A 21,522-nucleotide genomic window follows, 5' to 3' on the forward strand; every position below is an offset into this window, starting at 1 on the left:
TTTTAATGACCAAGGCTTGTTCATGTTTCGAGGTTAAACATGCGCAGTGCTTTATGTTCGTTTAAGGGCGACTTACTCTTTGTTGATCGGATTTTACTTATTTTTACAGGGATGTAAGCCGCTAGAGTAACGCAGAAGTAGTTACCGAGTCAGCTAAGTTACAAACCTCGCGCGACAATTAAATTACCCCATGGATAGAATAAATATTAACCCTAAAGGGCAACTGGCCCTGATGTAATACGCAGTGGATTACAGTGTGATTAGTTCATTATGTATGCTACTCAATATTAAAAGTGGTATTAGCTTGTAGATAGGTATTACAATTTAAAAGATATATTTATTACAAAAATTGCCTAATTAAGTATTTTTTATTAGACTCATTAGTATAAAGGATTAACTGAAGCAGGAACGCTATGAAATACTTTACCTACTTAGCTATATCAATCATGGCTATTGCAGTCATCTCTTTGTTTTATTTAAAAAAGCCCGATGGTCAAACATGGCTTTCTGCATCATCAATTAGCAGTGAATCTCAGCAAATTAAAGAAAAAATGGTTGCGCTATCTAGCAATACTTTGGATCAAGCGGTGCAGGGCGTTAAGCAAGCTGGCGATAAAATTGCGAGCAGTATTTCTGATGAACCAATGCCTGAAAGTACTACCTCAAGCAGCAAAATTTTTAAGTGGCAAGACGAAACAGGCCAATGGCACTTTTCTGATACACCGAACCCGCATGTAAAAAGTATTGAAGTAAAACTCGATCCTAAAGATATTACTGTTATTGCTGCAGAAGACACGTCTATTTTAAATACCTCTCCAAGTACAAATACAATGTCGGCTGCACCAGAGGGGATCAGTATTTTGAACCCAGACTCGGTTAAAAAGCTATTTAATGACGCCGAAAATGTAAAAGACAAACTAGAAAAACGTAATAAAGAAATTAATAATTTAAGTGCACTCTAATTATTTAGAGTGCGTGCTTTTATGGTTTTTTAAATAACGTTTTTCGGCTTCCATTAATAATACTGTTAAATATATTTTAGTGGGAAGCGACAGCAGTACACCTACAGCAATGCATGCCGCCGCTATAATTATTCCTTTAATACCATGATCTACAGTGAAGTAACTCGATACAATTAACGTGTGGCCAGTCACAATAAGGCACAACCCAAGCACTATTGATGTTTTAAGCAGCCTAATTATCATTGTTTGCGACATAGTTACCTCACTAAGAGTTGCTATAGTGTAGGCAGGCTTTAAATACTTAGCATTGATTTAAGACAACAAACAGCATAAATAAAAAAGCCCAGCTATTACTAAATTGGGCTTTTAAATGCACTAATCACAGGGCGTATTAATCAAGCATATTACGCAGCACGTATTGTAAAATGCCGCCGTGTTTGTAGTAATCCCACTCTTTAGGGGTATCAATACGTACGTCTGCACTTAAGCTAACTTTTTTACCTTCGGCATTTGTAGCAATAACGGTTACTTCATCGGTTTTATCGTACAGGCCATCAATATCAAATTGCTCTTGCCCTGTTAACCCATGTGATTCGTAACTTTCACCTTCTTTAAATTGCAGCGGTAATACACCCATACCAATTAAGTTAGAGCGATGAATACGTTCGTAGCTTTGTGCTACAACGGCTTTAACGCCTAATAAAAGTGAGCCTTTAGCAGCCCAGTCACGAGATGAACCCGTACCGTATTCCCTACCCGCTAAAATAATGAGTGGCGTATTATTTTTTTGATATTCCATTGCTGCATCATAAATGCTCTCTAGCGTATCGCCAGGCTGAGTTCGTGTTACGCCACCTTCAGTACCAGGAGCTAGTAAGTTTTTAAGACGCACATTAGCAAACGTGCCTCGCATCATTACTTCGTGATTACCACGGCGTGAGCCGTACGAATTAAACTGCGCTTTATCTACGCCGTTTTCTTGCAAGTATAAACCTGCTGGTGCATCTGCTTTAATAGCTCCTGCTGGAGAAATATGGTCAGTGGTTACTGAATCCCCAAGTTTAGCTAAACAACGTGCACCTTCAATAGTAGGAATGCCCGGTGGTTCTACTTTCATACCATCAAAAAATGGTGCCTTTTTAATGTAGGTAGATGCGTCATCCCAATCATAAAGTTTACCATCGGGTATTTTAATTTGCTGCCAGCGACTATCGCCTTCGTAAACGTTAGCGTAGCTTTTTTCAAACATTTCTTTAGTTACGGTCTCTTTAACTAGGTCACTTACTTCTTTAACGCTTGGCCAAATGTTTTTAAGGTAAATATCGTTACCGTTAGCATCTTGAGCAAGGGGTTCGTTGTATACGTCAATATCGGTTCTACCGGCAATAGCGTAAGCTACAACAAGGGGTGGCGATGCTAAAAAGTTCATTTTAACATCTTGGTGAATACGACCTTCAAAGTTACGGTTACCCGATAAAATAGAGCTAACCACTAATTTATGCTTTTGAATCGCATCTGATATTTCGGTTGCTAGTGGCCCTGAGTTACCAATACAGGTAGTACAGCCATAACCTACTAAGTTAAAGCCTAAGCTTTCTAAGTCGTCCATTAAGCCGGCTTTTTCTAGGTAGTCGGTAACTACTTTAGAGCCTGGTGCAAGTGATGTTTTAACCCAAGGTTTTACATTAATGCCTAACTGTTTTGCTTTTTTAGCGACCAAGCCAGCAGCTAAAATTACACTCGGATTAGAGGTATTGGTACAGCTGGTAATCGCAGCAATAACACAAGCGCCATCGTTTAGCTCAAACTCTTGCCCTTTAAATTTTACTTTTGCTGCGCCCATAAATTGCGCTTCATTTACTGGCTCATCTGGGTTTGTTGTTGGGCCTTCGCCTTCGATACGAGCTTGTTCTTCATCGCTATTATCACGACGAGCCATACGTTCATCTTGAAAGTTTTTTAAATGCTGGCTAATTACTTCACCAGCCTTATCTAGGGAAATTCTATCTTGTGGTCGTTTAGGGCCTGCAAGGCTTGGTACAACATCACCTAGTTTAAGCTCGAGTGTATCGGTATAGTTGGCTTCGTCACCATCGTTACGCCATAAACCTTGATGTTTGGCGTAATCTTCAATTAACTTAAGGTGACTTTCATCGCGATTTGTTAAACGTAAATAGCTGATTGTTTCATCATCAATCGGGAAAATACCACACGTAGCGCCGTATTCTGGTGCCATATTCGCTATGGTTGCTCTGTCTGCAAGTGGTAGATCGGCAAGACCATCACCATAAAACTCTACAAATTTACCCACTACGCCATGGTTACGTAGTATCTCGGTTACTGTTAATACTAAATCGGTTGCGGTCGTGCCTTCAGGTAAGCGGCCGCTTAGTTTCATACCCACTACTTGTGGAATGAGTAAACTAATTGGTTGACCCAGCATAGCCGCTTCGGCTTCAATGCCACCTACACCCCAACCAAGTACACCTAAGCCATTTATCATGGTTGTGTGAGAGTCGGTACCTACGAGTGTATCTGGGTAAGCGAACTTTTTGCCATCGCGGTCTTCATTAAAAACAACACGGGCTAAGTATTCTAAATTCACTTGGTGAACAATACCGGTTGCTGGTGGCACTACTTTTAAATTATCAAAAGCGGTTTGTCCCCAGCGTAAAAATTCGTAACGTTCTTTATTTCGGTCGTATTCTAGTTTTGCATTTAAATCAAAAGCACCATCGTTACCATAACCATCTACTTGTACCGAGTGATCAATAACAAGCTCAGCAGGAGATAACGGATTTATTTTTGCAGGATCGCCACCTAGTTTTTCCATTGCGTCACGCATTGCGGCTAAATCAACAATAGCAGGTACGCCAGTAAAATCTTGCATAACAACGCGGGCAGGGGTAAAGGCTACTTCAGATGCAGGTTTTGCTTGAGAATCCCAGTCAAGGAGCGCTTGAATGTCTTGTTCTTTTATATTTGCGCCATCTTCGTTACGAAGAAGGTTTTCAAGTAATACTTTTAAGGAAAAGGGCAATCGTTTCGCTTTGTCGCCAAGTCCTTTTAGAGAATGAATGTGATATTGCTCACCATTAATTGTAAGCTGATGCTGGGTATCGAAACTATTATTCATTATTTGCCCCTTTATGAATTAGAAAAATGCTTTGAAGAGTGACCTCTGTAATGTTCGAGTTGCAAAGTACATACCAGTGTAAAAAATCGCGTTTAGAGAACGAATTTTATACAGTTAATATAGTAGAGATGATGCTAAAAACTTTAATTTCAAGGGGAATTTAAAAGAGGATAAAAGGGCCAAAAGTTATTTCGACCCATATTAATTATTGTAGCCAGCCGTATTGCTTACCTTTAATACTCAAACAAAGTAAAGCAATGGCAATAATGATTACAAAAATAGGCATAAATACAGCACTTGCGCCAAGTAGCTCAATACTGTTTATGACCACAAAATTATAATATTGCTGAATTAAAATAGCGCCGAGCGATAGCGCAAAAGTAGGTGTTGCCAGCGCGTTTTTAGCAAGTAAAAATAGACAACCAAAAGTGCTTCCAAATACAGCTACAGCAAATGCAATGGTTGACCAAATAGGAATGTTGGAGTAGGCAGCTTGTTGATCTAACGGAAGTTTACTTATCATTTCGGGTGTCATCATCATGTGCATAGCAAATGCAATAACGCCAAGTAAGTTCCACACTAAAGCAGCCCATGCAGTAGGTTTAAACCAATTTTTAGGTGGTGTGGCAGACATTTAATAACCTTCTTTTTATTATTAATTAGGTTATTAAAGAGTAAAAAGGCCAACTATACAAGTTGACCTTTTTATATAAAAAGAGGGCATTTAAATGCTTAACCAAATGAAATAGGACGACGACCTGTTTTATCATCTACTTTTGGTTTTTTAGTTCGCTTACGCTTACTTTTAGCGGGTTGATTTGTTGGTTGTGGTGCAGTTTGCTTTGACTCTGCTTGAGTTTGTACCGCAGGTTTTTCTGCAGGGATTGCATCTTCACTTAGCGCAAGTTGGAAAAACTCACCATCAAATTCTAATACATCGCCACTGTATAATTTTTTCCGCTTTATTGTACAAATTTCATGGTTAACACCCACATAGCCTTCAGTAATTAGGTTTTTAGCTTGGCCGCCACCTTCAACTAAGTTTAGTACTTTTAGTAATTTGCAGAGCTCAATTGGCTCCTCTTCTAATTCTATTTCTATATATTCTTCGTTCATATTTGCTCTCAGTGGGGTAACGCACAAGCTCTAGTATAAAGGCTTGCAGCTACTTTTGCACCAAAGCAAGTAACTTTAGCTAATTGTAATAGGCAAATAACTACGAAAGTTTTTATGTATTTTATCTGTCTTTAAAAAAACTGAAGCAATTGAAGAGTAATCTTTGCAGCAGTTAATTTTACGTATGGCCCGCTAATTGCTAAAACTTTGGCGGATTAAATAGTTTTCATTAAATGGAGTAGGAAATGGGCGTAAGATTAGCAATGAAAAAAGAGCTAATGGGATTAGACAATTCAGGTATGTTAACTGCTGACGATGTTAGAGAGCACCTTGCTAATTCTGTAAAAAAGCAAGCTGATCAAGATGAACGCGGTTTTTCTGTAATTTCAAAGTTCAATGATACCCATAGCCGTTTAGTTAGTGGTGATGCCACGAGAAAAACAAAACTCGAGTTTGAACGACATCGTTTATTTAAAGAAGTTTTATATACTCGAAAAAGTGTTGATGCTTGGTTAGATAGCCAAACAAATTAAATTGCTATAAATAGTTACCTTTAATAGACTACAAGCGTAATCAAAAGGGGTAACTATGAAAAATGGAATTTTAATGTGTGTGTTGGCATTACCATTAGCTGCGTGCCAACAACCTACCGTGTATGTATTTAGTGAAAACTTGCAAGATGAACAGAGCAACCAGCTCGATGCTGCGCTAAAAGCACAATCGATCCCTTATGAATATGTAGAGCTGGCAATCCCACCTGATTTTGGTGAAGCCACATTACTCTTATCAAGTGATAAGATTTATCCTAAAGAAACTGAGCAACTTGCGGCTATAATGCAAGAGCTAGGTTACAAGCCACAAGTTAACTATACAACGCGTTCAAATCACTTTTATGGTGATGGCAATATAGGCTTTTATTTAAAGAATATAGTGGCGGGTACTACCTTTGTTATGCCTAAAAAGTTACGAACAACTCAATGCAGCGAAGACAAGTACAATGATTTACTCGTCACATTTACAGATAAATATGCTGACTTTAGCTTACCCAGTGGCGCTATTGTAAGGTTAGGTTGGGAGTTTTTATACGGTTACGTTGTCATTTATTACAAAAATTATTCGCAAACATATCGTCATTCACAGCCGTTTGTAAATACCCCCTTTGGTGCCAAGCCTTCAGATACTTACACTTTTACTGCGCACGTTAATAAGCCCAGTTGGCTTGATTGTTCATTACAGGTTGTTTATATGGATTAGTGATGACTAAGTTTTTATCGTTGATTTGTTTAAAATTGAACCAAATTAATTATTTTGTTACCATTCTAGGTTCGTATGAGGCGTTTATTATAAGGATGTAAATAATGGTGAGCAAAGCATTTAGAAATGCAGGAATTCTAGGTAAGATCTATACTGTAGGGGACCTTCTTTATAAAGAGTTTTTTAAGAAACGCGAAGATGCCGAGAAGCAATATAAAAATTTATATCCACTATTAAAAATCACCTACGGTCAATCTGGCCGTGATGCTAGTGAATTTATTAACTTATTAAATGTTTTTTTATCACTAACTCCAGTTGGAGCAAAACGAAGAAACTTTAAACGAAGATATATTGACGACAAGGAGGGGTGGCGTAAATTACCAAGCGAGCCCACAGAAATTCCTTATGGGCATTGGTGGTAATATGAAGAATAATAAAAGAGGATGGAAGGTTGTTTTTGTTATTATTGCCTGTTTTGTGGTTAGTGCTATTTATGATGCATTTACAGTAAGAGACATTGTTGCACCAGCTCACCCTTTATTCATAAGTATTTTTATCTTGATTGCAGATTTAATGATACTGCTAGGTGCTTACTGTTACGCATTTAATAAATATCTAATTAGTTCAAAACTTTTCTGGTTGGTAGTAATCGTATTCTTTTTTATAGTAAATGGTATCGCTGTAATTTATGAGCTTGTTAATAACCAAATAGGTTACGAAGTGTATGATATGATTACGATGGCTGCTTTTTATCTATGTTTCAGTTTTTTATTAGCTACACCGACTATTATGCATTTGAAAAATATGAATAAGGTTCAGTGAAATTGACTAAAATGCTTTCAACCTTGTGATTCAATATAATTGCTAAGCTTTGCAATACGCAGACTCATGCCTTCTATAATTCGGTCTTTAATTTTTTCGCGGATAACGTTAGGTAAACGAGTGAGAGCTTCAGGGGTAATGGCGAGGACTATACTGTCGGTTTTAGCGCGAGCGCTAGTACTACGTTCTCGGTTATTTATAAAGGCACCTTCACCTATAAATTCACCGGGCTCTATAGTGCCAAGCTCTAGCAAATGATTATGTTTAAATACTAATAACGCGCCGCTAAGTACAATGTACAAACGTTTGTCGTTATCGTATTGCTTAAATAAAAATTGATGTTGATTTACTAAATATAACAGGCCGAACGATTCTAATAAGACTTGGCGCTCGCTGAGCGTAAATTCTTTAAAAAAGTGCAGCCTGTTTATAATTTCCATTTGTTTGAATAATGGAATATGTTCAATCAACTTCATTTATGACTCAAATTTGTTTAAAGCACTTAATTAGCTAATATTGCGCTCTTTTAATTTTCGGGTCAATGTGTTGCGCCCCCAGCCAATTTTTATGGCTGCATCTTGTTTATGGCCAGAGCAATTTGCCAGCGCTGTTTTTATTAAGCGGGTTTCTAGTTGAGCTTGAATATCAGGCCAGATATTTTCTTTGCCTTGTTTTAATTCTAGGTTAAGCCATTGTTGAAATGCATCTAACCAATCGCCCTCTTCTTGCGTTGGTGATGCATCAAGAATCTCAGGCGGTAAATCTTGTTCGGTAACAAGCTCCCCTGGTGCCATTACAGTAAGCCAGCGGCAGGTGTTTTCTAGCTGGCGTACATTGCCAGGCCAATTGAATAAACGTAATTGTTCAGTCGCTTTAGGGCTCAATACTTTGCTTTCTACTTGTAGGTCTTTGGCGCTTTTGTGTAAAAAGTGCTGTGATAAGCGTTCAATATCTTCGGTACGTTCACGAAGAGCGGGTAAACGAAGGCGTACTACGTTTAGACGATGAAATAAATCATCCCTAAATTTACCTAGTTTAACCAAGTCTTCAAGGTTTTGATGCGTTGCGGCAATGATACGTACATCAACTTTGATACTTTGATGTCCACCTACGCGGTAAAATTCTCCGTCGGCGAGTACCCGTAATAAGCGAGTTTGCACATCAAGTGGCATATCACCAATTTCATCTAAAAACAGCGTGCCGCCATTAGCTTGCTCAAATCGGCCTTTACGAACGCTATCTGCGCCGGTAAACGCGCCTTTTTCGTGACCAAATAACTCTGACTCAACAAGCTCTTTGGGAATTGCTGCCATATTAAGTGCAATAAACTGATTTTCTTTTCGCGGACTATGGTTATGCAAAGCACTCGCAACAAGCTCTTTACCCGTACCCGATTCGCCATTAATAAGTACACTCATGCTAGAGGCCGATAGTTTGCCTATCGCTCTAAACACTTCTTGCATGGCTGGTGCTTCACCAATTATATGTGCACTTTTAGGAGGGGCTTGCTTACGCTTGGTTTTTTTTGTGGAGTTTGCTCTAAATGCACTTTCAACGAGGGCAACCGCTTCGTTTAAATCAAAGGGCTTGGCTAAATATTCAAAAGCACCTTTTTGAAATGCATTAACCGCTGAGTCTAAATCTGAGTGCGCAGTCATTATAATTACTGGCAACCCTGGGTTTTGTTCTGCTATAAGTTCAAGTAACGCCATACCATCCATGCCAGGCATTTTTACATCAGATACTAAAACAGTAGGTTGGCTAAATTTTAACGCACTTAATACATCTTGTGCGTTAGCAAAGCTTTCCGTGTTAAAACCCGCTCGGGTTAGTGCCTTCTCAAGTACAAAGCGAATTGAGGCATCATCATCTACAAGCCAAACTGTTTTCATGCAAACTCCAAACATTAATCTGCAAAGGGCAGATAGATATTAAATTCAGTATGTCCAGGCCAGCTATCACATTCTATATAGCCATCATGTTGATCAATCAGTGTTTGCGCGATTGAGAGGCCTAACCCAGAGCCACCTTCTTTATTGGTGATCATGGGGTAAAACAGTGTTTCGCGTACACTAGAATCAATACCTGGTCCGTTATCAGATATTTGGATCAACAAGGCTTTTTTAGGTGCTTTACCAGGACGACGATATTGATGATTAATGCGGGTTTTTATTTTTATTTCACCGCCATCTACAAGTGCCTGCTGGGCATTTCGAACAATGTTTAATACCACTTGCTGTATTTTACCTTGATCAATGTATACATCAGGAATACTTGGGTCGTAATCTTTACTCAAACTAATGTTAGAGCAATTATCTAACGTGCTTAGCCTTACAACAGATTCAAGTGATTGATGTATGTTGCCATAAGACTTTTGCGGAAGTTGGTTTGGCCCTAAAAGCCTATCTACTAATTCGCGTAATCGGTCTGCTTGCTCAATGATGAGCTCGGCACATTCATCTCTTTCTTGTTGATCAACCTCATACTGCAATAACTGCGCCGCTCCGCGAATTCCACCTAAAGGATTTTTAATCTCATGTGCTAAACCTCTAATTAAGTTTCGGGCTGCTTCGTATTGATGCATTTGGTTCGAGACTTTGTCGTGCTTAATTTCGTCATCAGTTTGGCGCCACTCAAATAAAATATAAAGTGAGCCATCAAACTTAATTTGCCGTGTGCTTACGGCTACTTTTGCATGGCGAGAATCGCTAAAAACCACGTCAGCTCTATGCTGGTGGCAATCTACACCTTCAACCACTGAGTATTGCTCTATACGTTTCAAATCGATTGAATGGTAATTAAAAAGGCTATCAAAAGATTGATCTAATAAGCGTTTACTCCCAAGCCCTAGTAATTCGCTAGTACTTGTATTGGCATATACAACGGTAAAGTTTTTATCGAGTAGCATGACTGCAGTTGTTTGATTTTGCCAAATGGCATCAAGTAGCTCTGGGCTAAAATTTTTATTATTAATCATAATTGCACCACTTTAGTGCGTTAATATTTGCAAGCAATTTATAGTGCAAAATACACTGCTGCTCGTATTAGTAACACCTCAATTTAGTTACCTAGGATTAGCCTTTTCGGTGCATAAAAAATATGCAAGGCTGACTTGTAGCAATAATTTGGTTCTTACTATTAAAAAGCTTCAATTGTAGCGTGTGTTCGCCGCGTTCTACATCTCTTATTGCAAAGGTTGAGCTGTTAATGGCTGGGCCATGTGCTTTGCCGTCAATAAAAAGTTGTATGGTAAAACCAGTCTCAAATCGTGGTGTAATTCGGCTAGTTACATAAACACTGCCGGTATTTTCACGAATAGTTTGATTATGCTCTGGTGATGATATGGCAATATTAAAAGCAGCTTGTTGAGATTGGGTCTTCTCAGCAAAAATATCAGTATTTGCTGCAGGTATATTAAGATCTTGGCTGGTGAGTTTTATCTCTGTGGCCCCTTTATGAGGAGTGTCTGAGAATACTAATACGCCATTTTTATCTTTCCAAGCGTATATTTTTGATTCACCTGCATAACCATAATTACTTAATCCTAAAGCAATTATTAGTAATAAAATCTTGTTATTCACTCTGCAACCCTGCACTTCCATTAATAACGTAACTTTAGAGGAGTTTATATTATTTTACCATTAAAAAAGCCCGCAAAGCGGGCTTGAGAACACACATATTTTTTACAGGTTAATTAACAGCTGTAGTACATTTCAAACTCAACTGGGTGAGTTGTCATGTTAAGTTTTTCAACTTCTTTTGATTTAAGAGCAATGTACGCATCAATTAAATCGTCAGTGAATACACCACCTTGAGTTAAGAATTCACGGTCTGCGCTAAGTGCAGCAAGTGCTTCGTCAAGTGATGCTGCAACAGTTGGAATTTCTGCTGCTTCTTCAGCTGGTAAGTCGTATAAATCTTTATCCATTGCATCGCCAGGGTGGATCTTATTTTTGATACCATCAAGGCCAGCCATAAGCATTGCAGAGAAAGCAAGATATGGGTTAGCAGTTGGATCTGGGAAGCGTACTTCAATACGACGACCTTTTTCAGATGGAACCACTGGAATGCGAATTGATGCAGAACGGTTACGTGCAGAGTATGCAAGCATAACAGGTGCTTCAAAACCTGGTACTAAACGTTTGTATGAGTTAGTAGACGCATTTGCAAAAGCATTAATTGCTTTAGCATGCTTGATGATGCCGCCGATGTAGTAAAGTGCATCTTCAGAAAGACCGCCGTACTTATCACCAGCAAAAAGGTTAACACCGTCTTTAGCAAGTGACTGATGACAATGCATGCCAGAGCCGTTATCACCAACAACTGGCTTAGGCATAAACGTTGCTGTTTTACCGTATAAATGAGCCATGTTATGGATAACATATTTCATTTCTTGGATTTCATCCGCTTTTAACACCATTGTGTTAAAGCGAGTAGCGATTTCGTTTTGACCTGCTGTAGCTACTTCGTGGTGATGAGCTTCTACAACTTGACCCATTTCTTCTAGAACTAGACACGTTGCTGAACGCCAATCTTGAAAATCATCAACAGGAGCAACAGGGAAGTAACCACCTTTCACACCAGGACGATGACCTGTGTTGCCATCTGCATATTCTTTATCTGAGTTCCAAGCTGCTTGCTTAGAATCAATTTTGTACATTGAACCAGACATATCTGATTTGTATTTAACGTCGTCAAATACAAAAAACTCAGGCTCTGGACCAAATAAAACGGTATCTGCAATACCAGTAGACTTCATGTACTCTTCAGCGCGCTTAGCAACTGAACGCGGGTCGCGCTCATAACCTTGAAGAGTTGAAGGTTCAACTACGTCACAGCGAACAATTAAAGTTGTTTCTTCTGTAAAAGGGTCTAATTTGATAGAATCTGCATCTGGTAATAAAACCATGTCTGATTCGTTAATGCCTTTCCAGCCAGCAATTGACGAGCCATCAAACATTTTACCGTCTTCGAAAAAATCTTCATCAACTTGGTGATGAGGAATAGATACATGTTGCTCTTTACCTTTTGTATCAGTAAAGCGTAAATCAACGAACTTAACGTCATTTTCTTTAATAAAATCTAAAACCGATTGTGACATGTGTCCTCCAACTATTGGTTTTTGTTATTGCTGCATAATTGCTTTAGTATTTACTAAGCTGATTTTGTGCCATTTTTATAACTATATGTTTATAAATTAAAAAAATAAGATACTTCAAAATAGATTAAACTGTTGCACATTTTTGGTGCGTAAAAGCTCCTTATTGGTGCAGGTTTTACGCGGTCTAATTTGTCGGTAATTTAATCACCGTGAATTAGGATAACTTAAATGCAGAAGAGTTCCAAAAATATCTATAAAAGAGCTAAAACAGCTATTTTTCAAAAAAATATTGAAATTTAATTCATATAATTGTCATATATAAAACAGATACTTAGTAAAAGTATTAAGAAAGTTTTAAAATATGTATTGGATAAACTTTCATCCATGTCATTAATGAGGGATAATATGCGCCCTTTTAAATCCTATGCTGGGACATCTCGCGAAAGCGTGGATGAGTGCGTAGATCTTGCAGGATCATTGAGAATTTAATTTCTCTGAGTAAATATATGAGCATCGAAAAGTTAAGAAATATAGCGATTATCGCGCACGTTGACCACGGTAAAACAACTCTGGTTGACAAACTACTTGAGCAATCAGGTACATTAGAAACACGCGGCGGTAACGAAGAGCGCGTGATGGACTCAAACGACATTGAGAAAGAACGTGGTATTACCATTTTGGCTAAAAACACAGCCATTTCTTGGAATGACTACCATATCAATATCGTAGATACCCCGGGACACGCCGATTTCGGTGGTGAAGTTGAACGCGTACTTTCGATGGCTGACTCAGTATTATTACTTGTTGATGCTCAAGAAGGTCCAATGCCACAAACGCGTTTCGTTACGCAAAAGGCATTCGCGCAAGGCTTAAAGCCAATCGTAGTTATCAATAAAATTGATAAGCCAGGTTCACGTCCTGATTGGGTTATGGATCAAATCTTTGATTTATTCGACAACCTTGGCGCAACTGACGAACAGTTAGATTTTAAAGTAATCTACGCTTCAGCTATCAACGGCTGGGCAACACTAGATTTAGACGAGCCATCAGACAACATGGAACCTATGTTCAAGATGATCGTTGACGAAGTATCACCACCGGATGCAGATCCTGAAGGTGACTTCCAAATGCAAATTTCTCAACTAGATTACAACTCTTATGTTGGTGTAGTTGGTATTGGTCGTATTAAACGTGGTTCTGTTGCTCCTAACCAACAAGTTACTATTATCAGTGCTGATGGCACTACACGTAATGGTAAAATTGGCGCAGTACAAAGCTACCTAGGTCTTGAACGTATCGAAACTGATAGAGCTTACGCTGGTAACATCGTAACTGTAACAGGTATTGGTGAGCTTAAGATTTCTGATACAGTTTGCTTCCCAGGAAACGTTGAAGCATTACCACCACTAAGTGTTGATGAGCCAACTGTAACAATGACATTCTCTGTAAATAACTCACCTTTCTGTGGTAAAGAAGGTAAGTTTGTAACGTCACGTAATATCCGTGAACGTTTAGACAAAGAATTAGTACACAACGTAGCACTTCGCGTTGAAGATACTGGTAGCCCAGATAGCTTCCGTGTTTCTGGTCGTGGTGAATTACACCTAGGTATCTTAATCGAGAACATGCGTCGTGAAGGTTACGAGCTTTCAGTTTCTCGTCCAGAAGTTATCTTACGTACTGTAGATGGCGTTCTAGAAGAACCGTTTGAAACAGTGACTATTGACTGTCAAGACGAGCATCAGGGTTCTGTTATGGAACAAGTTGGCCTACGTAAAGGTGAACTTACTAACATGACTCCAGATGGCAAAGGCCGTATGCGTTTAGATTTCATGATCCCTAGCCGTGGTTTAATTGGTTTCCAAACTGATTTCATGACGCTTACTTCGGGTTCTGGTCTTATGTACCATACGTTCGATCATTACGGTCCTCACAAAGGTGGCGACATCGGTGTTCGTAAGAACGGCGTAATGATTGCAAACGCAACTGGTAAAGCACTTACTAACGCATTATTCAACTTACAAGAACGCGGCCGTTTATTCATCGGTCACGGTGTTGAAGTATACGAAGGTATGGTTATCGGTATTCATAACCGTGATAACGACCTTACAGTTAACGCCCTTAAAGGCAAGCAGTTAACTAACGTACGTGCATCTGGTACTGATGAAGCGCAAACGCTTTCTCCACACCTTAACTACTCACTTGAGCAAGCGCTTGAGTTCATCGATGATGACGAGCTAGTTGAAGTAACTCCACTAAACATTCGTATTCGTAAAAAACACCTTACAGAAAACGAACGTAAACGTGCAGGTCGTGGACCTAAAGCATAATCTATTAATTTAGAATTATGATTTTAAAAGCCGCTGTGTTGAAAAATACAGCGGCTTTTTTGTGGATAAAAACATGAGAAACGATGAGCTGTTAGCTGTCAGCATTTAGCCAAAAATTATATGGCTACTGTTTTGTGATGAAATTTCCATAATATATACCTCTAAAAGCGCAGCGCCTCTTAACCTCTTTGTGAATAATTTACTTAAATATTTTTTGCACAAGGAGAAGGGAATGAGAAGAGAAAGAGAGAGCTGAAACAGCCGATAATGCAAAGTATCAGTGTTTGTTGGTGGGGTGTTTTTTCGTTGGGTTTCGTTTCACTCAACCCAACATACGTGTTCAATTATTTTATTGGTAGTTACTTACTTTTTAGGAAGTAGGGTGATTTTGCCAAATACATCTGCATCTATAAAACCACGATTTCTGTCACCATTTACTGGCTGTACTTCGTGTGAGCCCATAAAATGCTCGCGCACATCACTGCCATCGTTATCGCAATACGCTAGCATAAAGCCTATTACTTGTTTTGGCGTTAGGGTGAGCGGAGTGTTATTAGCCCCTTCTTTATAATCATTAGGGTAGAGCTTTATTGCTACTTCCCACGTGATGTTAAAAGGCGCGGTGGTGTTACGCTTCCAGTTACTGACTAGGTGATCGGTATACAAATGGGCTTTTTTATCAGGTCCGTAATCGGCGGCTTGGTTATCAAGGCCAATATGGTACGCCAAAGCGGTGTGATTAAATTGATGGTTTCCGCCTGATGCATCGCTATCAATAAATACTTCAAGCGCATCATCGTCCCAATATTTATACGTTGGATCGGGATGTGTATCAATTAAAACGTCATCCACAATATCGGCTTGCAGATATAGGTAGTTTTGATCCCACAGTAAGCGATAACGCCCTTTAAAATCGGTATCGTTTGATGGCAGTGTGCCATCCATTAGATAAGGCATGTCGTGCCAAATAGCTTTATCCCATGCGCTTTCTGATACGCCATCAATGGTAATAGGGGTTGCTGTATGATTGACCTCTATGGCCACAAGTGGGTAGCTAAATAGCAAGCTAAACGCGAGTAGTGCTTTTTTCATTAATAATCTTACCAATTAAATAGGGTCTAGCTTAACGCAAACTGTGATTAAAAAATTATATGTATTATTTATTATATTAGCTTATTGCGCCTGTTATGCTGCCTTTTAGTGCGAGCATTAAGCGGTGCGCGCTATCACCAGACATTTTAAACGGATTAAAATCAATGGAGCCTGAAAATTTCAGATTCAGCGACTCGGTTACCTTAGATTGTGGCACGTAACCCATTGACCATTTTTCAAACTCTCTTTCGGGAATTTGGTTATAGTTGAGCATTATTACATTGTGGTGACGTTTGTCATTTAATATTTGTTGATAGGTGTTATTTACTGCTGTTCTAGAGCCTTCAAGGCATTGTAAAAAGTAATCATTACTAAAGCATAACATGCCGGTGACGTTTTTTTTTACATTATAGGTGCGAGCACTTTGCAAAATATTCTCTATATCTTTTGGTCCAAAGCCGTCTGTTATTTTACTTGCGTAGATAAGTCGAACAAGAAACATAATATCCCCCCTAATTTAGTTATTTAAAGATAGTACAGCAAGGGGGTAATTACTAATTACGCAGTGAGTATACTTTGCATTTACTTTGTTTATATAATTATAACTACAGGGAAATGGTTTCACCCTCATTTAAAATATGCAATGGCACAGAAGATTGCATTTTTTTATGCATGTGCAATAAACGTAGTAAAGCTGAATGACTGCTGTGGTCGCCCATCTTCCAACTTGAGTTACCGTATCCCCACGGTATCATTACTTTGCAGTTAAGCTCTTGTGCAGCATTGAGCGCGTCTTCTGGTGTGGTATGCACATAACGGTACCAGTTAGGATCATCTTTACTGTAGTAAGATGCGATTGGTATTAAGCACACATCTATATCGACATATTTTTGCTGTATGTCTTTAAAGTGTTTTGAGTAGCCTGTATCGCCTGCAAAAAATAAGGTGCTACCATTTTGTTCAAGCAGCCAGCCATTCCATGCGTCTTTATTGTTATCCTCGTAAATAAAGGGCACTAATACACGAGCGCTAAAATGATGAGCTGGTACGGCATTAATAACTAAGTCGCCAATGTTGGTTGTTGAGTACCACGGCATTTCGCTAATATTAAAACCGCCGGTGGGGAAATTGTCGGCCATACCGAGTGGTGTTAAATAGCGAGGTTTATTGCCAATGCTTTGTATGTCGGCTTTATTAAAATGATCGTAATGAATATGCGAATACATTACCGCATCAATATTTTCCAGTTCTTGCTCACTAGGCCAAGCCCCTGCTTTACGATAAATACCACCACCAAGTTTAAAGCCAAGTGCGACTGGAGAATCAAACTGATTTTTTACCGGATCAAACAGCACACTTTGCCCATTTGAAGTGTTAATTACAAAACTAGCGTGACCAAGCCAGCGTACGGTATAGCCGGTGCTAAGTTGTGGTTTAGTTTGCTGGCCTTGGTACTGGCAGTTTTCGCTGCCTGTTTTGCATAGTAAGTCTGGGTGGGCTGGGTAGCAGTTTTCAGTACAGGTAGTGGGATATGTTTTTTCACCTGTGTATAAATTTTTATAACGACCGTTCTTATCATTAATAACAACAACTGAGTCAGGGCTAGTAATACGGTTAATATTATTAGGAGCACCGCAGGCCGTTAATATACATAAGAGCGTTGTTGCGATTAAAAAGCGTTTCATTGTAAATCCCTTTTAGCATTTCCTTTAACATAAAAAAGCCTACAATTAAGCAGGCTTGTTAAAATAACAAATGATTAGCCAGCGCTATTCATTTGTTCAATAAATTTATTTGAATCGGCAATCGATTCGTTCATGTCGTTCATTAATACTTGTATGTCGCGTTTAAGGTTAGTGAATTCACCTTTAATAGCCGATACTGCTTGTGCGTTTAAGTTATGCTTTAAATATAAAACATTATCGTGAAGCGAGGTTAATACTGGCTCCATTTTACTCTCTGCGCTGCGCATCGAGCGTAATAGCTGATCAAATTGACGCTTAGTCGCGGCCAGTTTTTTGCTGCTTTCACGTTTAAGTGATGCGCTTTTGTATTGCTCTAACTCATCGCTCCACTCATCAAACAGCGCTTGGGCTACGTCTTCCACTTTATTGATGTTAGTTGAGACTTCGTTAGCAGCATTTAAGCTCGACTCGTAATCGTCGTTTAACTGATTGTAAGTGTCTTGTAGTTCGCCACCATTAAAATCGATTAGAGTAGTTAAGCGCTCAAGTGCTGATTTAAATTCTTCTTGTGACTCTTGTTGCGAGTCTTTGGTTTCTTCTACGCGGTCAATAAGAATATCGCGTTTGTGAACACCGACTTTTTCCATTGCAGAATAATAAGCTGATTGGCAGCCAGTTAAAGTTAGTGTTATTACAAGCATTGAAACACTAAGTAATGTTTGTTTTTTCATTTGAATTCCTGTTTATGAGCGTTAGTGCTGTAAATTATGGCGCTGATTGTTATTATAATCAAAACTATATAAGCACAAGTCAATTGTATGAATGATAAGCTCTCACATTATAAACAGCAAGTTAAGTCCTTTATACGCCAGCAGCCTGGTTGGTGGATGCAGTATTTTAATCGCTGTATAGACGATCAAATAACGGTTAATGCTGGGTACCTTGCTTACGTGACACTTCTTTCGTTAGTGCCATTAATTGCCGTTGGTGTTGCTATATTTTCAGCTTTTCCGGGCTTTGAATCTACTCGCATGGAAATTGAGAGCTTTTTGTTTACTAACTTTGTGCCCACTTCTACCGATGTTATTAGAGAGCATATTGGCTCCTTTGCGGGCAATGCAAACCAAATGACGGCAGTAGGTATTGGCTTTTTAGCAGCAATTGCGTTGCTGTTAATACGTAATGTTGATGCCACATTAAATCGAATTTGGCGAATTAAAAAAAAGCGCCCGATGATGATCTCATTTGCTGTGTATTGGATGGTATTAAGCTTAGGTCCCGTTTTATTGGGAGCCAGTATTGGCGTTACCTCTTACATAGTATCGTTGGTATCGTTTGCTGATCAGGGTATTCCTGGATTTAGCGGGTTTTTGTTAAAGCTATTGCCGTATGGAATTTCGATGGTGGGCTTTATTATGCTCTACACTTTAGTACCTAATACGCGCGTTTCGTTTAGAGCAGCTGTGCCTGGTGCATTATTTGCTGCACTTTTATTTGAGCTGACTAAAAAAGGGTTTGCACTCTATATTAGCCATTTTCCTTCATACGAAGTTATTTACGGCGCAGTAGCAACCATTCCTATTTTGTTTGTATGGGTTTATTTGTCGTGGGTAGTTGTTTTACTTGGGGCTGAATTTACAGCGTGCATTAGCCCAAATGATATTCCAGAAACACCAGAGCTTGAACTAGAAGATGATGAACCAGCAATAAAGGGCACAGTTTAAATGCAAGGTTTAATACAGCGCGTAAAGCATGCCAAAGTAGAAATTAACAACCAAGTGGTAGGCGAAATCAACAATGGCATATTGTTGCTATTAGGTGTTGAAAAATACGACGATAAAAAAACGGCCGATAAGCTTTTACACAAGGTGAGTAACTATCGTATTTTCACTGACGAAAACGACAAAATGAACCTAAGCCTTAAAGATATTAAAGGTGAGTTATTAGTGGTTTCGCAATTTACGCTAGCGGCCGATACTAAAAAGGGTATGCGCCCTAGCTTTTCATCTGCGGCAACGCCAAGCCAAGCTAACGAGCTTTACGAGTACTTTGTTGCTCAAGCTAAAGAGTTGGGGCTTACAATAGCCACCGGTGAGTTTGGTGCCGACATGCAAGTAAGCTTGTGTAACGATGGACCCGTTACGTTTAACTTATCTGTTTAAGCCTCTTTTTTGGTAACTACGACAATATGATTTACATAGCCCGTAATTTTTTGCGGGCTGACGTTACAGCCAAATACATCGAGTAATAGCTGCTGAAGTTGCTTTAATTGCGACTCATGCTGCGATAAAAAATTAATAAATAGCACGCCGCTGTTATTTAAAGCCGAGTAGATTTTTTTATAAAATGCTTCTTCAAATAAAAATCGAGGTGCATCTATTTGGCTAAATAAATCTAGAATAATCCAATCAATATTTTGCGCGCTTTTTAAAACCTGTTGCGCATCAGCGCAAAGCAATAGCTCATTTTTATTTGACGAAAAAAACTGAGTATAGCAATCAATAATATCAGCGTTTTTTTCAACGGATGTAATTTCTGTTTGCGGGTATTGATTCGATAAGTAATTGCGAATAGCGCCGCCACCTAAACCAAGCTCAAGCACTTTTGTTGGTGCGGTTAAGGTTTGCCACTGTACAGCTAAATATTGTAAATGAGGTAAAAGTAAAGCGCGTGGATTTGTAGTATCAATAACCGACTGTAGTGTGTTGTTAATTAACAGCCACCGTAAATTATCATGCTCACGCACTTGTATATGGTCACCATTGTATTTATGCCAGTAAAGTAACAGACCTTCGCTGTGGCTGTTGTCAATAAAGTGGCTATTAATAATGCCCGTAGATAAATTGATATAGTCGTTCATGCTCTTTAGCATAAACGAGCTTTATTAAAGCGCAATGGTCAGTGTCATTAATTTTTTACGTTATTTTGCAGTCATCACCAAAGTCGTATTTGCAGTTTTTTTAAGATGGAGTATGGTATTTGCCATAAATAATACTAACCGACTCAATTATTTGGTTTTTATAGTGTGCTAAATAATCTATATGATTAGTATAGAGCCGTAGCCGTTTTTGACTTTTATTCACGGCCAAACAACAGGAGTATGTATGTTTCAGGTAAGTACCCCACAAAGCAGCGAAGATTGGCAAGCGTATTATCAATTGCGTTGGCAGGTATTGCGCGCGCCTTGGGGCGAGCCTCGAGGCTCTGAACAAGACGATATGGAACAAGACTCTGAGCACCGCTTTATAAAAAATAAAGAAGGTGAAGTGCTAGGGGTTGCACGTTTACACTTTAACAGCCATGAGCAAGCACAAGTGCGCTATATGGCAGTTGCAGAGGGTAATCGTAACCAGCATATTGGGAGTCGCTTACTGCACGAGCTTGAAAAAATTGCATGGGTTCAAAATGCAGGTGAGCTTGTATTGTTTGCACGCGAACGAGCACTTGAGTTTTATAAACGCCACGGTTACGAATTAAAAGAAAAAGCGCATTTAGCGTATGGCGATGTTCAACATTTTAAAATGGTAAAGCAAAAGCCGAGTGAGCCGGGCTGGTTTCGCCACCCTAATTGGACACAAGTACTACAAAATATTTGGCGTGAGTCTATTCCAATTAGTGACGCGATGGGCATTAAGGTAGAAAGCTACACCGATTGGCAATTTACAACCAGCGCTGACCTGGACGCTAACTTAAACCTCCATAACACGATGTTTGCAGGGTCTATTTATAGCTTGGCCACGCTAACAGGTTGGGGCGCTACGTACTTAGCACTTAAAGAGGCGGGGCTTGAAGGTAATATTGTATTAGCAGATGCTAACATTAAGTACTTAAAACCGCTTACTACCGACCCACGTGGTTGTGTTGATATACAAACCTGTAAGGGTAAGTTAAGCGATTTAGAAACCGATGGTAAAGCAAGTTACGTAGTGCCAGTAACTATTTACGATGGTGATAATGTGGTTGCCGAATTTGAAGGACAGTTTGTAGTAAAAAAGTAACTATTTAATTATTTAAAACATAAAAA

The 21,522-nt window shown here is 39.1% G+C and carries 23 protein-coding genes; 9 read left to right on the forward strand and 14 right to left on the reverse strand.

All coding sequences use genetic code 11. The annotated features are described in order from the left end of the window. The first annotated feature begins 413 nt into the window (after positions 1 to 413). Positions 414 to 962 (forward strand): DUF4124 domain-containing protein, encoded by a 549-nt coding sequence (locus tag P20652_RS14170; protein ID WP_008166491.1) that lies wholly within the window; start codon positions 414 to 416, stop codon positions 960 to 962. On the opposite strand, the gene P20652_RS14165 is transcribed toward P20652_RS14170, so the two are convergent. The 4 genes from P20652_RS14165 to P20652_RS14150 all read right to left on the reverse strand — a co-directional run bounded on the left by P20652_RS14165 (position 963) and on the right by P20652_RS14150 (position 5,214). Next, positions 963 to 1,217: a hypothetical protein gene (locus P20652_RS14165; protein ID WP_008166493.1), complete on the reverse strand. Its 255-nt coding sequence runs from the start codon at positions 1,215 to 1,217 to the stop codon at positions 963 to 965. It abuts the gene before it with no gap. Between the two features lie 136 nt (positions 1,218 to 1,353). Next, entirely contained in the window at positions 1,354 to 4,098 is a 2,745-nt protein-coding gene (gene acnA / locus P20652_RS14160) for an aconitate hydratase AcnA (RefSeq protein ID WP_008166494.1), read from the reverse strand. Positions 4,099 to 4,303: 205 nt separating this feature from the next. After that, positions 4,304 to 4,732: a hypothetical protein gene (locus tag P20652_RS14155; protein WP_008166497.1), complete on the reverse strand. Its 429-nt coding sequence runs from the start codon at positions 4,730 to 4,732 to the stop codon at positions 4,304 to 4,306. 98 nt (positions 4,733 to 4,830) lie between these two features. Then, positions 4,831 to 5,214, reverse strand: coding sequence for an RNA-binding S4 domain-containing protein (locus P20652_RS14150; protein ID WP_008166499.1), 384 nt, complete (start codon positions 5,212 to 5,214; stop codon positions 4,831 to 4,833). A 245-nt stretch (positions 5,215 to 5,459) separates the two neighbouring features. Here P20652_RS14150 and P20652_RS14145 point away from each other — a divergent pair, with 245 nt between their 5' ends. From P20652_RS14145 to P20652_RS14135, 4 genes are all read left to right on the forward strand, one after another. After that, positions 5,460 to 5,747 (forward strand): hypothetical protein, encoded by a 288-nt coding sequence (locus P20652_RS14145; protein ID WP_007582180.1) that lies wholly within the window; start codon positions 5,460 to 5,462, stop codon positions 5,745 to 5,747. Between the two features lie 55 nt (positions 5,748 to 5,802). Further along, entirely contained in the window at positions 5,803 to 6,468 is a 666-nt protein-coding gene (locus P20652_RS14140; RefSeq protein WP_008166501.1) for a hypothetical protein, read from the forward strand. 104 nt (positions 6,469 to 6,572) lie between these two features. Next, positions 6,573 to 6,890 (forward strand): hypothetical protein, encoded by a 318-nt coding sequence (locus tag P20652_RS17505; protein WP_033017130.1) that lies wholly within the window; start codon positions 6,573 to 6,575, stop codon positions 6,888 to 6,890. Continuing rightward, a complete protein-coding gene (locus P20652_RS14135; protein ID WP_008166503.1) occupies positions 6,874 to 7,290 on the forward strand; it encodes a hypothetical protein in 417 nt (138 codons plus the stop codon). The genes P20652_RS17505 and P20652_RS14135 overlap by 17 nt, the downstream gene beginning before the upstream one ends. Positions 7,291 to 7,307: 17 nt before the next feature. Here P20652_RS14135 and P20652_RS14130 read toward each other — a convergent pair whose 3' ends face one another. The 5 genes from P20652_RS14130 to glnA all read right to left on the reverse strand — a co-directional run bounded on the left by P20652_RS14130 (position 7,308) and on the right by glnA (position 12,391). Next, positions 7,308 to 7,766 carry a cyclic nucleotide-binding domain-containing protein gene (locus P20652_RS14130; RefSeq protein ID WP_008166505.1) on the reverse strand — a complete coding sequence of 153 codons (459 nt, stop codon included), beginning with the start codon at positions 7,764 to 7,766 and terminating at the stop codon, positions 7,308 to 7,310. Positions 7,767 to 7,796: 30 nt separating this feature from the next. Further along, on the reverse strand, positions 7,797 to 9,182 hold the full coding sequence (gene glnG, locus P20652_RS14125; protein WP_008166506.1) for a nitrogen regulation protein NR(I): 1,386 nt from the start codon (positions 9,180 to 9,182) through the stop codon (positions 7,797 to 7,799). A gap of 14 nt (positions 9,183 to 9,196) precedes the next feature. Continuing rightward, positions 9,197 to 10,267 carry a nitrogen regulation protein NR(II) gene (gene glnL / locus P20652_RS14120; protein WP_008166508.1) on the reverse strand — a complete coding sequence of 357 codons (1,071 nt, stop codon included), beginning with the start codon at positions 10,265 to 10,267 and terminating at the stop codon, positions 9,197 to 9,199. Positions 10,268 to 10,364: 97 nt separating this feature from the next. After that, the gene (locus P20652_RS14115; protein ID WP_008166511.1) at positions 10,365 to 10,871 is read right to left on the reverse strand and encodes a DUF4124 domain-containing protein; all 507 of its coding nucleotides are present in this window, start codon (positions 10,869 to 10,871) and stop codon (positions 10,365 to 10,367) included. 113 nt (positions 10,872 to 10,984) lie between these two features. Then, positions 10,985 to 12,391 (reverse strand): glutamate--ammonia ligase, encoded by a 1,407-nt coding sequence (gene glnA / locus P20652_RS14110; RefSeq protein WP_008166513.1) that lies wholly within the window; start codon positions 12,389 to 12,391, stop codon positions 10,985 to 10,987. Positions 12,392 to 12,897: 506 nt separating this feature from the next. On the opposite strand from glnA, the gene typA reads away from it, so the two are divergent. Next, a complete protein-coding gene (gene typA, locus P20652_RS14105) occupies positions 12,898 to 14,721 on the forward strand; it encodes a translational GTPase TypA (protein ID WP_008166515.1) in 1,824 nt (607 codons plus the stop codon). Between the two features lie 363 nt (positions 14,722 to 15,084). Here the strand turns inward: typA and P20652_RS14100 are convergent, their stop codons facing one another. The 4 genes from P20652_RS14100 to P20652_RS14085 form a co-directional block, all read right to left on the reverse strand. Further along, entirely contained in the window at positions 15,085 to 15,813 is a 729-nt protein-coding gene (locus P20652_RS14100) for a CBM9 family sugar-binding protein (RefSeq protein ID WP_008166517.1), read from the reverse strand. Between the two features lie 76 nt (positions 15,814 to 15,889). Next, the gene (locus P20652_RS14095) at positions 15,890 to 16,315 is read right to left on the reverse strand and encodes a BLUF domain-containing protein (RefSeq protein WP_008166519.1); all 426 of its coding nucleotides are present in this window, start codon (positions 16,313 to 16,315) and stop codon (positions 15,890 to 15,892) included. Positions 16,316 to 16,418: 103 nt separating this feature from the next. Continuing rightward, entirely contained in the window at positions 16,419 to 17,498 is a 1,080-nt protein-coding gene (locus tag P20652_RS14090; protein WP_008166522.1) for an MBL fold metallo-hydrolase, read from the reverse strand. 74 nt (positions 17,499 to 17,572) lie between these two features. Continuing rightward, a complete protein-coding gene (locus tag P20652_RS14085) occupies positions 17,573 to 18,229 on the reverse strand; it encodes a DUF2959 domain-containing protein (RefSeq protein ID WP_008166524.1) in 657 nt (218 codons plus the stop codon). Between the two features lie 87 nt (positions 18,230 to 18,316). Between P20652_RS14085 and P20652_RS14080 the strand changes: the two genes are divergently transcribed. After that, complete coding sequence (locus P20652_RS14080) at positions 18,317 to 19,222, forward strand: virulence factor BrkB family protein (RefSeq protein WP_008166527.1); 906 nt, start codon at positions 18,317 to 18,319, stop codon at positions 19,220 to 19,222. Further along, complete coding sequence (gene dtd, locus P20652_RS14075; RefSeq protein ID WP_008166529.1) at positions 19,223 to 19,660, forward strand: D-aminoacyl-tRNA deacylase; 438 nt, start codon at positions 19,223 to 19,225, stop codon at positions 19,658 to 19,660. It begins immediately after the preceding gene. On the opposite strand, the gene P20652_RS14070 is transcribed toward dtd, so the two are convergent. Beyond that, entirely contained in the window at positions 19,657 to 20,370 is a 714-nt protein-coding gene (locus P20652_RS14070) for a spermidine synthase (protein WP_008166532.1), read from the reverse strand. The two genes, dtd and P20652_RS14070, sit on opposite strands and share 4 nt — an antisense overlap. Positions 20,371 to 20,602: 232 nt before the next feature. On the opposite strand from P20652_RS14070, the gene P20652_RS14065 reads away from it, so the two are divergent. Then, entirely contained in the window at positions 20,603 to 21,496 is an 894-nt protein-coding gene (locus tag P20652_RS14065) for a bifunctional GNAT family N-acetyltransferase/hotdog fold thioesterase (protein ID WP_008166534.1), read from the forward strand. The last annotated feature ends 26 nt before the right edge of the window (positions 21,497 to 21,522 follow it).

The sequence above is a fragment of the Pseudoalteromonas sp. BSi20652 genome, assembly GCF_000239855.1.
Lineage (GTDB): Bacteria > Pseudomonadota > Gammaproteobacteria > Enterobacterales > Alteromonadaceae > Pseudoalteromonas.

Bases quoted from the DNA above. Each gene is read 5' to 3' on its own strand.
- P20652_RS14165 (WP_008166493.1), bottom strand. From the start codon at position 1,217: ATGTCGCAAACAATGATAATTAGGCTGCTTAAAACATCAATAGTGCTT.
- P20652_RS14155 (WP_008166497.1), bottom strand. From the start codon at position 4,732: ATGTCTGCCACACCACCTAAAAATTGGTTTAAACCTACTGCATGGGCT.
- P20652_RS14090 (WP_008166522.1), bottom strand. From the start codon at position 17,498: ATGAAACGCTTTTTAATCGCAACAACGCTCTTATGTATATTAACGGCC.
- acnA (WP_008166494.1), bottom strand. From the start codon at position 4,098: ATGAATAATAGTTTCGATACCCAGCATCAGCTTACAATTAATGGTGAG.
- P20652_RS14085 (WP_008166524.1), bottom strand. From the start codon at position 18,229: ATGAAAAAACAAACATTACTTAGTGTTTCAATGCTTGTAATAACACTA.
- glnA (WP_008166513.1), bottom strand. From the start codon at position 12,391: ATGTCACAATCGGTTTTAGATTTTATTAAAGAAAATGACGTTAAGTTC.
- glnG (WP_008166506.1), bottom strand. From the start codon at position 9,182: ATGAAAACAGTTTGGCTTGTAGATGATGATGCCTCAATTCGCTTTGTA.
- P20652_RS14130 (WP_008166505.1), bottom strand. From the start codon at position 7,766: ATGAAGTTGATTGAACATATTCCATTATTCAAACAAATGGAAATTATA.
- P20652_RS14170 (WP_008166491.1), top strand. From the start codon at position 414: ATGAAATACTTTACCTACTTAGCTATATCAATCATGGCTATTGCAGTC.
- P20652_RS14140 (WP_008166501.1), top strand. From the start codon at position 5,803: ATGAAAAATGGAATTTTAATGTGTGTGTTGGCATTACCATTAGCTGCG.
- P20652_RS14150 (WP_008166499.1), bottom strand. From the start codon at position 5,214: ATGAACGAAGAATATATAGAAATAGAATTAGAAGAGGAGCCAATTGAG.
- P20652_RS14135 (WP_008166503.1), top strand. From the start codon at position 6,874: ATGGGCATTGGTGGTAATATGAAGAATAATAAAAGAGGATGGAAGGTT.
- P20652_RS14145 (WP_007582180.1), top strand. From the start codon at position 5,460: ATGGGCGTAAGATTAGCAATGAAAAAAGAGCTAATGGGATTAGACAAT.
- typA (WP_008166515.1), top strand. From the start codon at position 12,898: ATGAGCATCGAAAAGTTAAGAAATATAGCGATTATCGCGCACGTTGAC.
- glnL (WP_008166508.1), bottom strand. From the start codon at position 10,267: ATGATTAATAATAAAAATTTTAGCCCAGAGCTACTTGATGCCATTTGG.
- P20652_RS14070 (WP_008166532.1), bottom strand. From the start codon at position 20,370: ATGCTAAAGAGCATGAACGACTATATCAATTTATCTACGGGCATTATT.
- P20652_RS14095 (WP_008166519.1), bottom strand. From the start codon at position 16,315: ATGTTTCTTGTTCGACTTATCTACGCAAGTAAAATAACAGACGGCTTT.
- P20652_RS14100 (WP_008166517.1), bottom strand. From the start codon at position 15,813: ATGAAAAAAGCACTACTCGCGTTTAGCTTGCTATTTAGCTACCCACTT.
- P20652_RS17505 (WP_033017130.1), top strand. From the start codon at position 6,573: ATGGTGAGCAAAGCATTTAGAAATGCAGGAATTCTAGGTAAGATCTAT.
- P20652_RS14065 (WP_008166534.1), top strand. From the start codon at position 20,603: ATGTTTCAGGTAAGTACCCCACAAAGCAGCGAAGATTGGCAAGCGTAT.
- dtd (WP_008166529.1), top strand. From the start codon at position 19,223: ATGCAAGGTTTAATACAGCGCGTAAAGCATGCCAAAGTAGAAATTAAC.
- P20652_RS14080 (WP_008166527.1), top strand. From the start codon at position 18,317: ATGAATGATAAGCTCTCACATTATAAACAGCAAGTTAAGTCCTTTATA.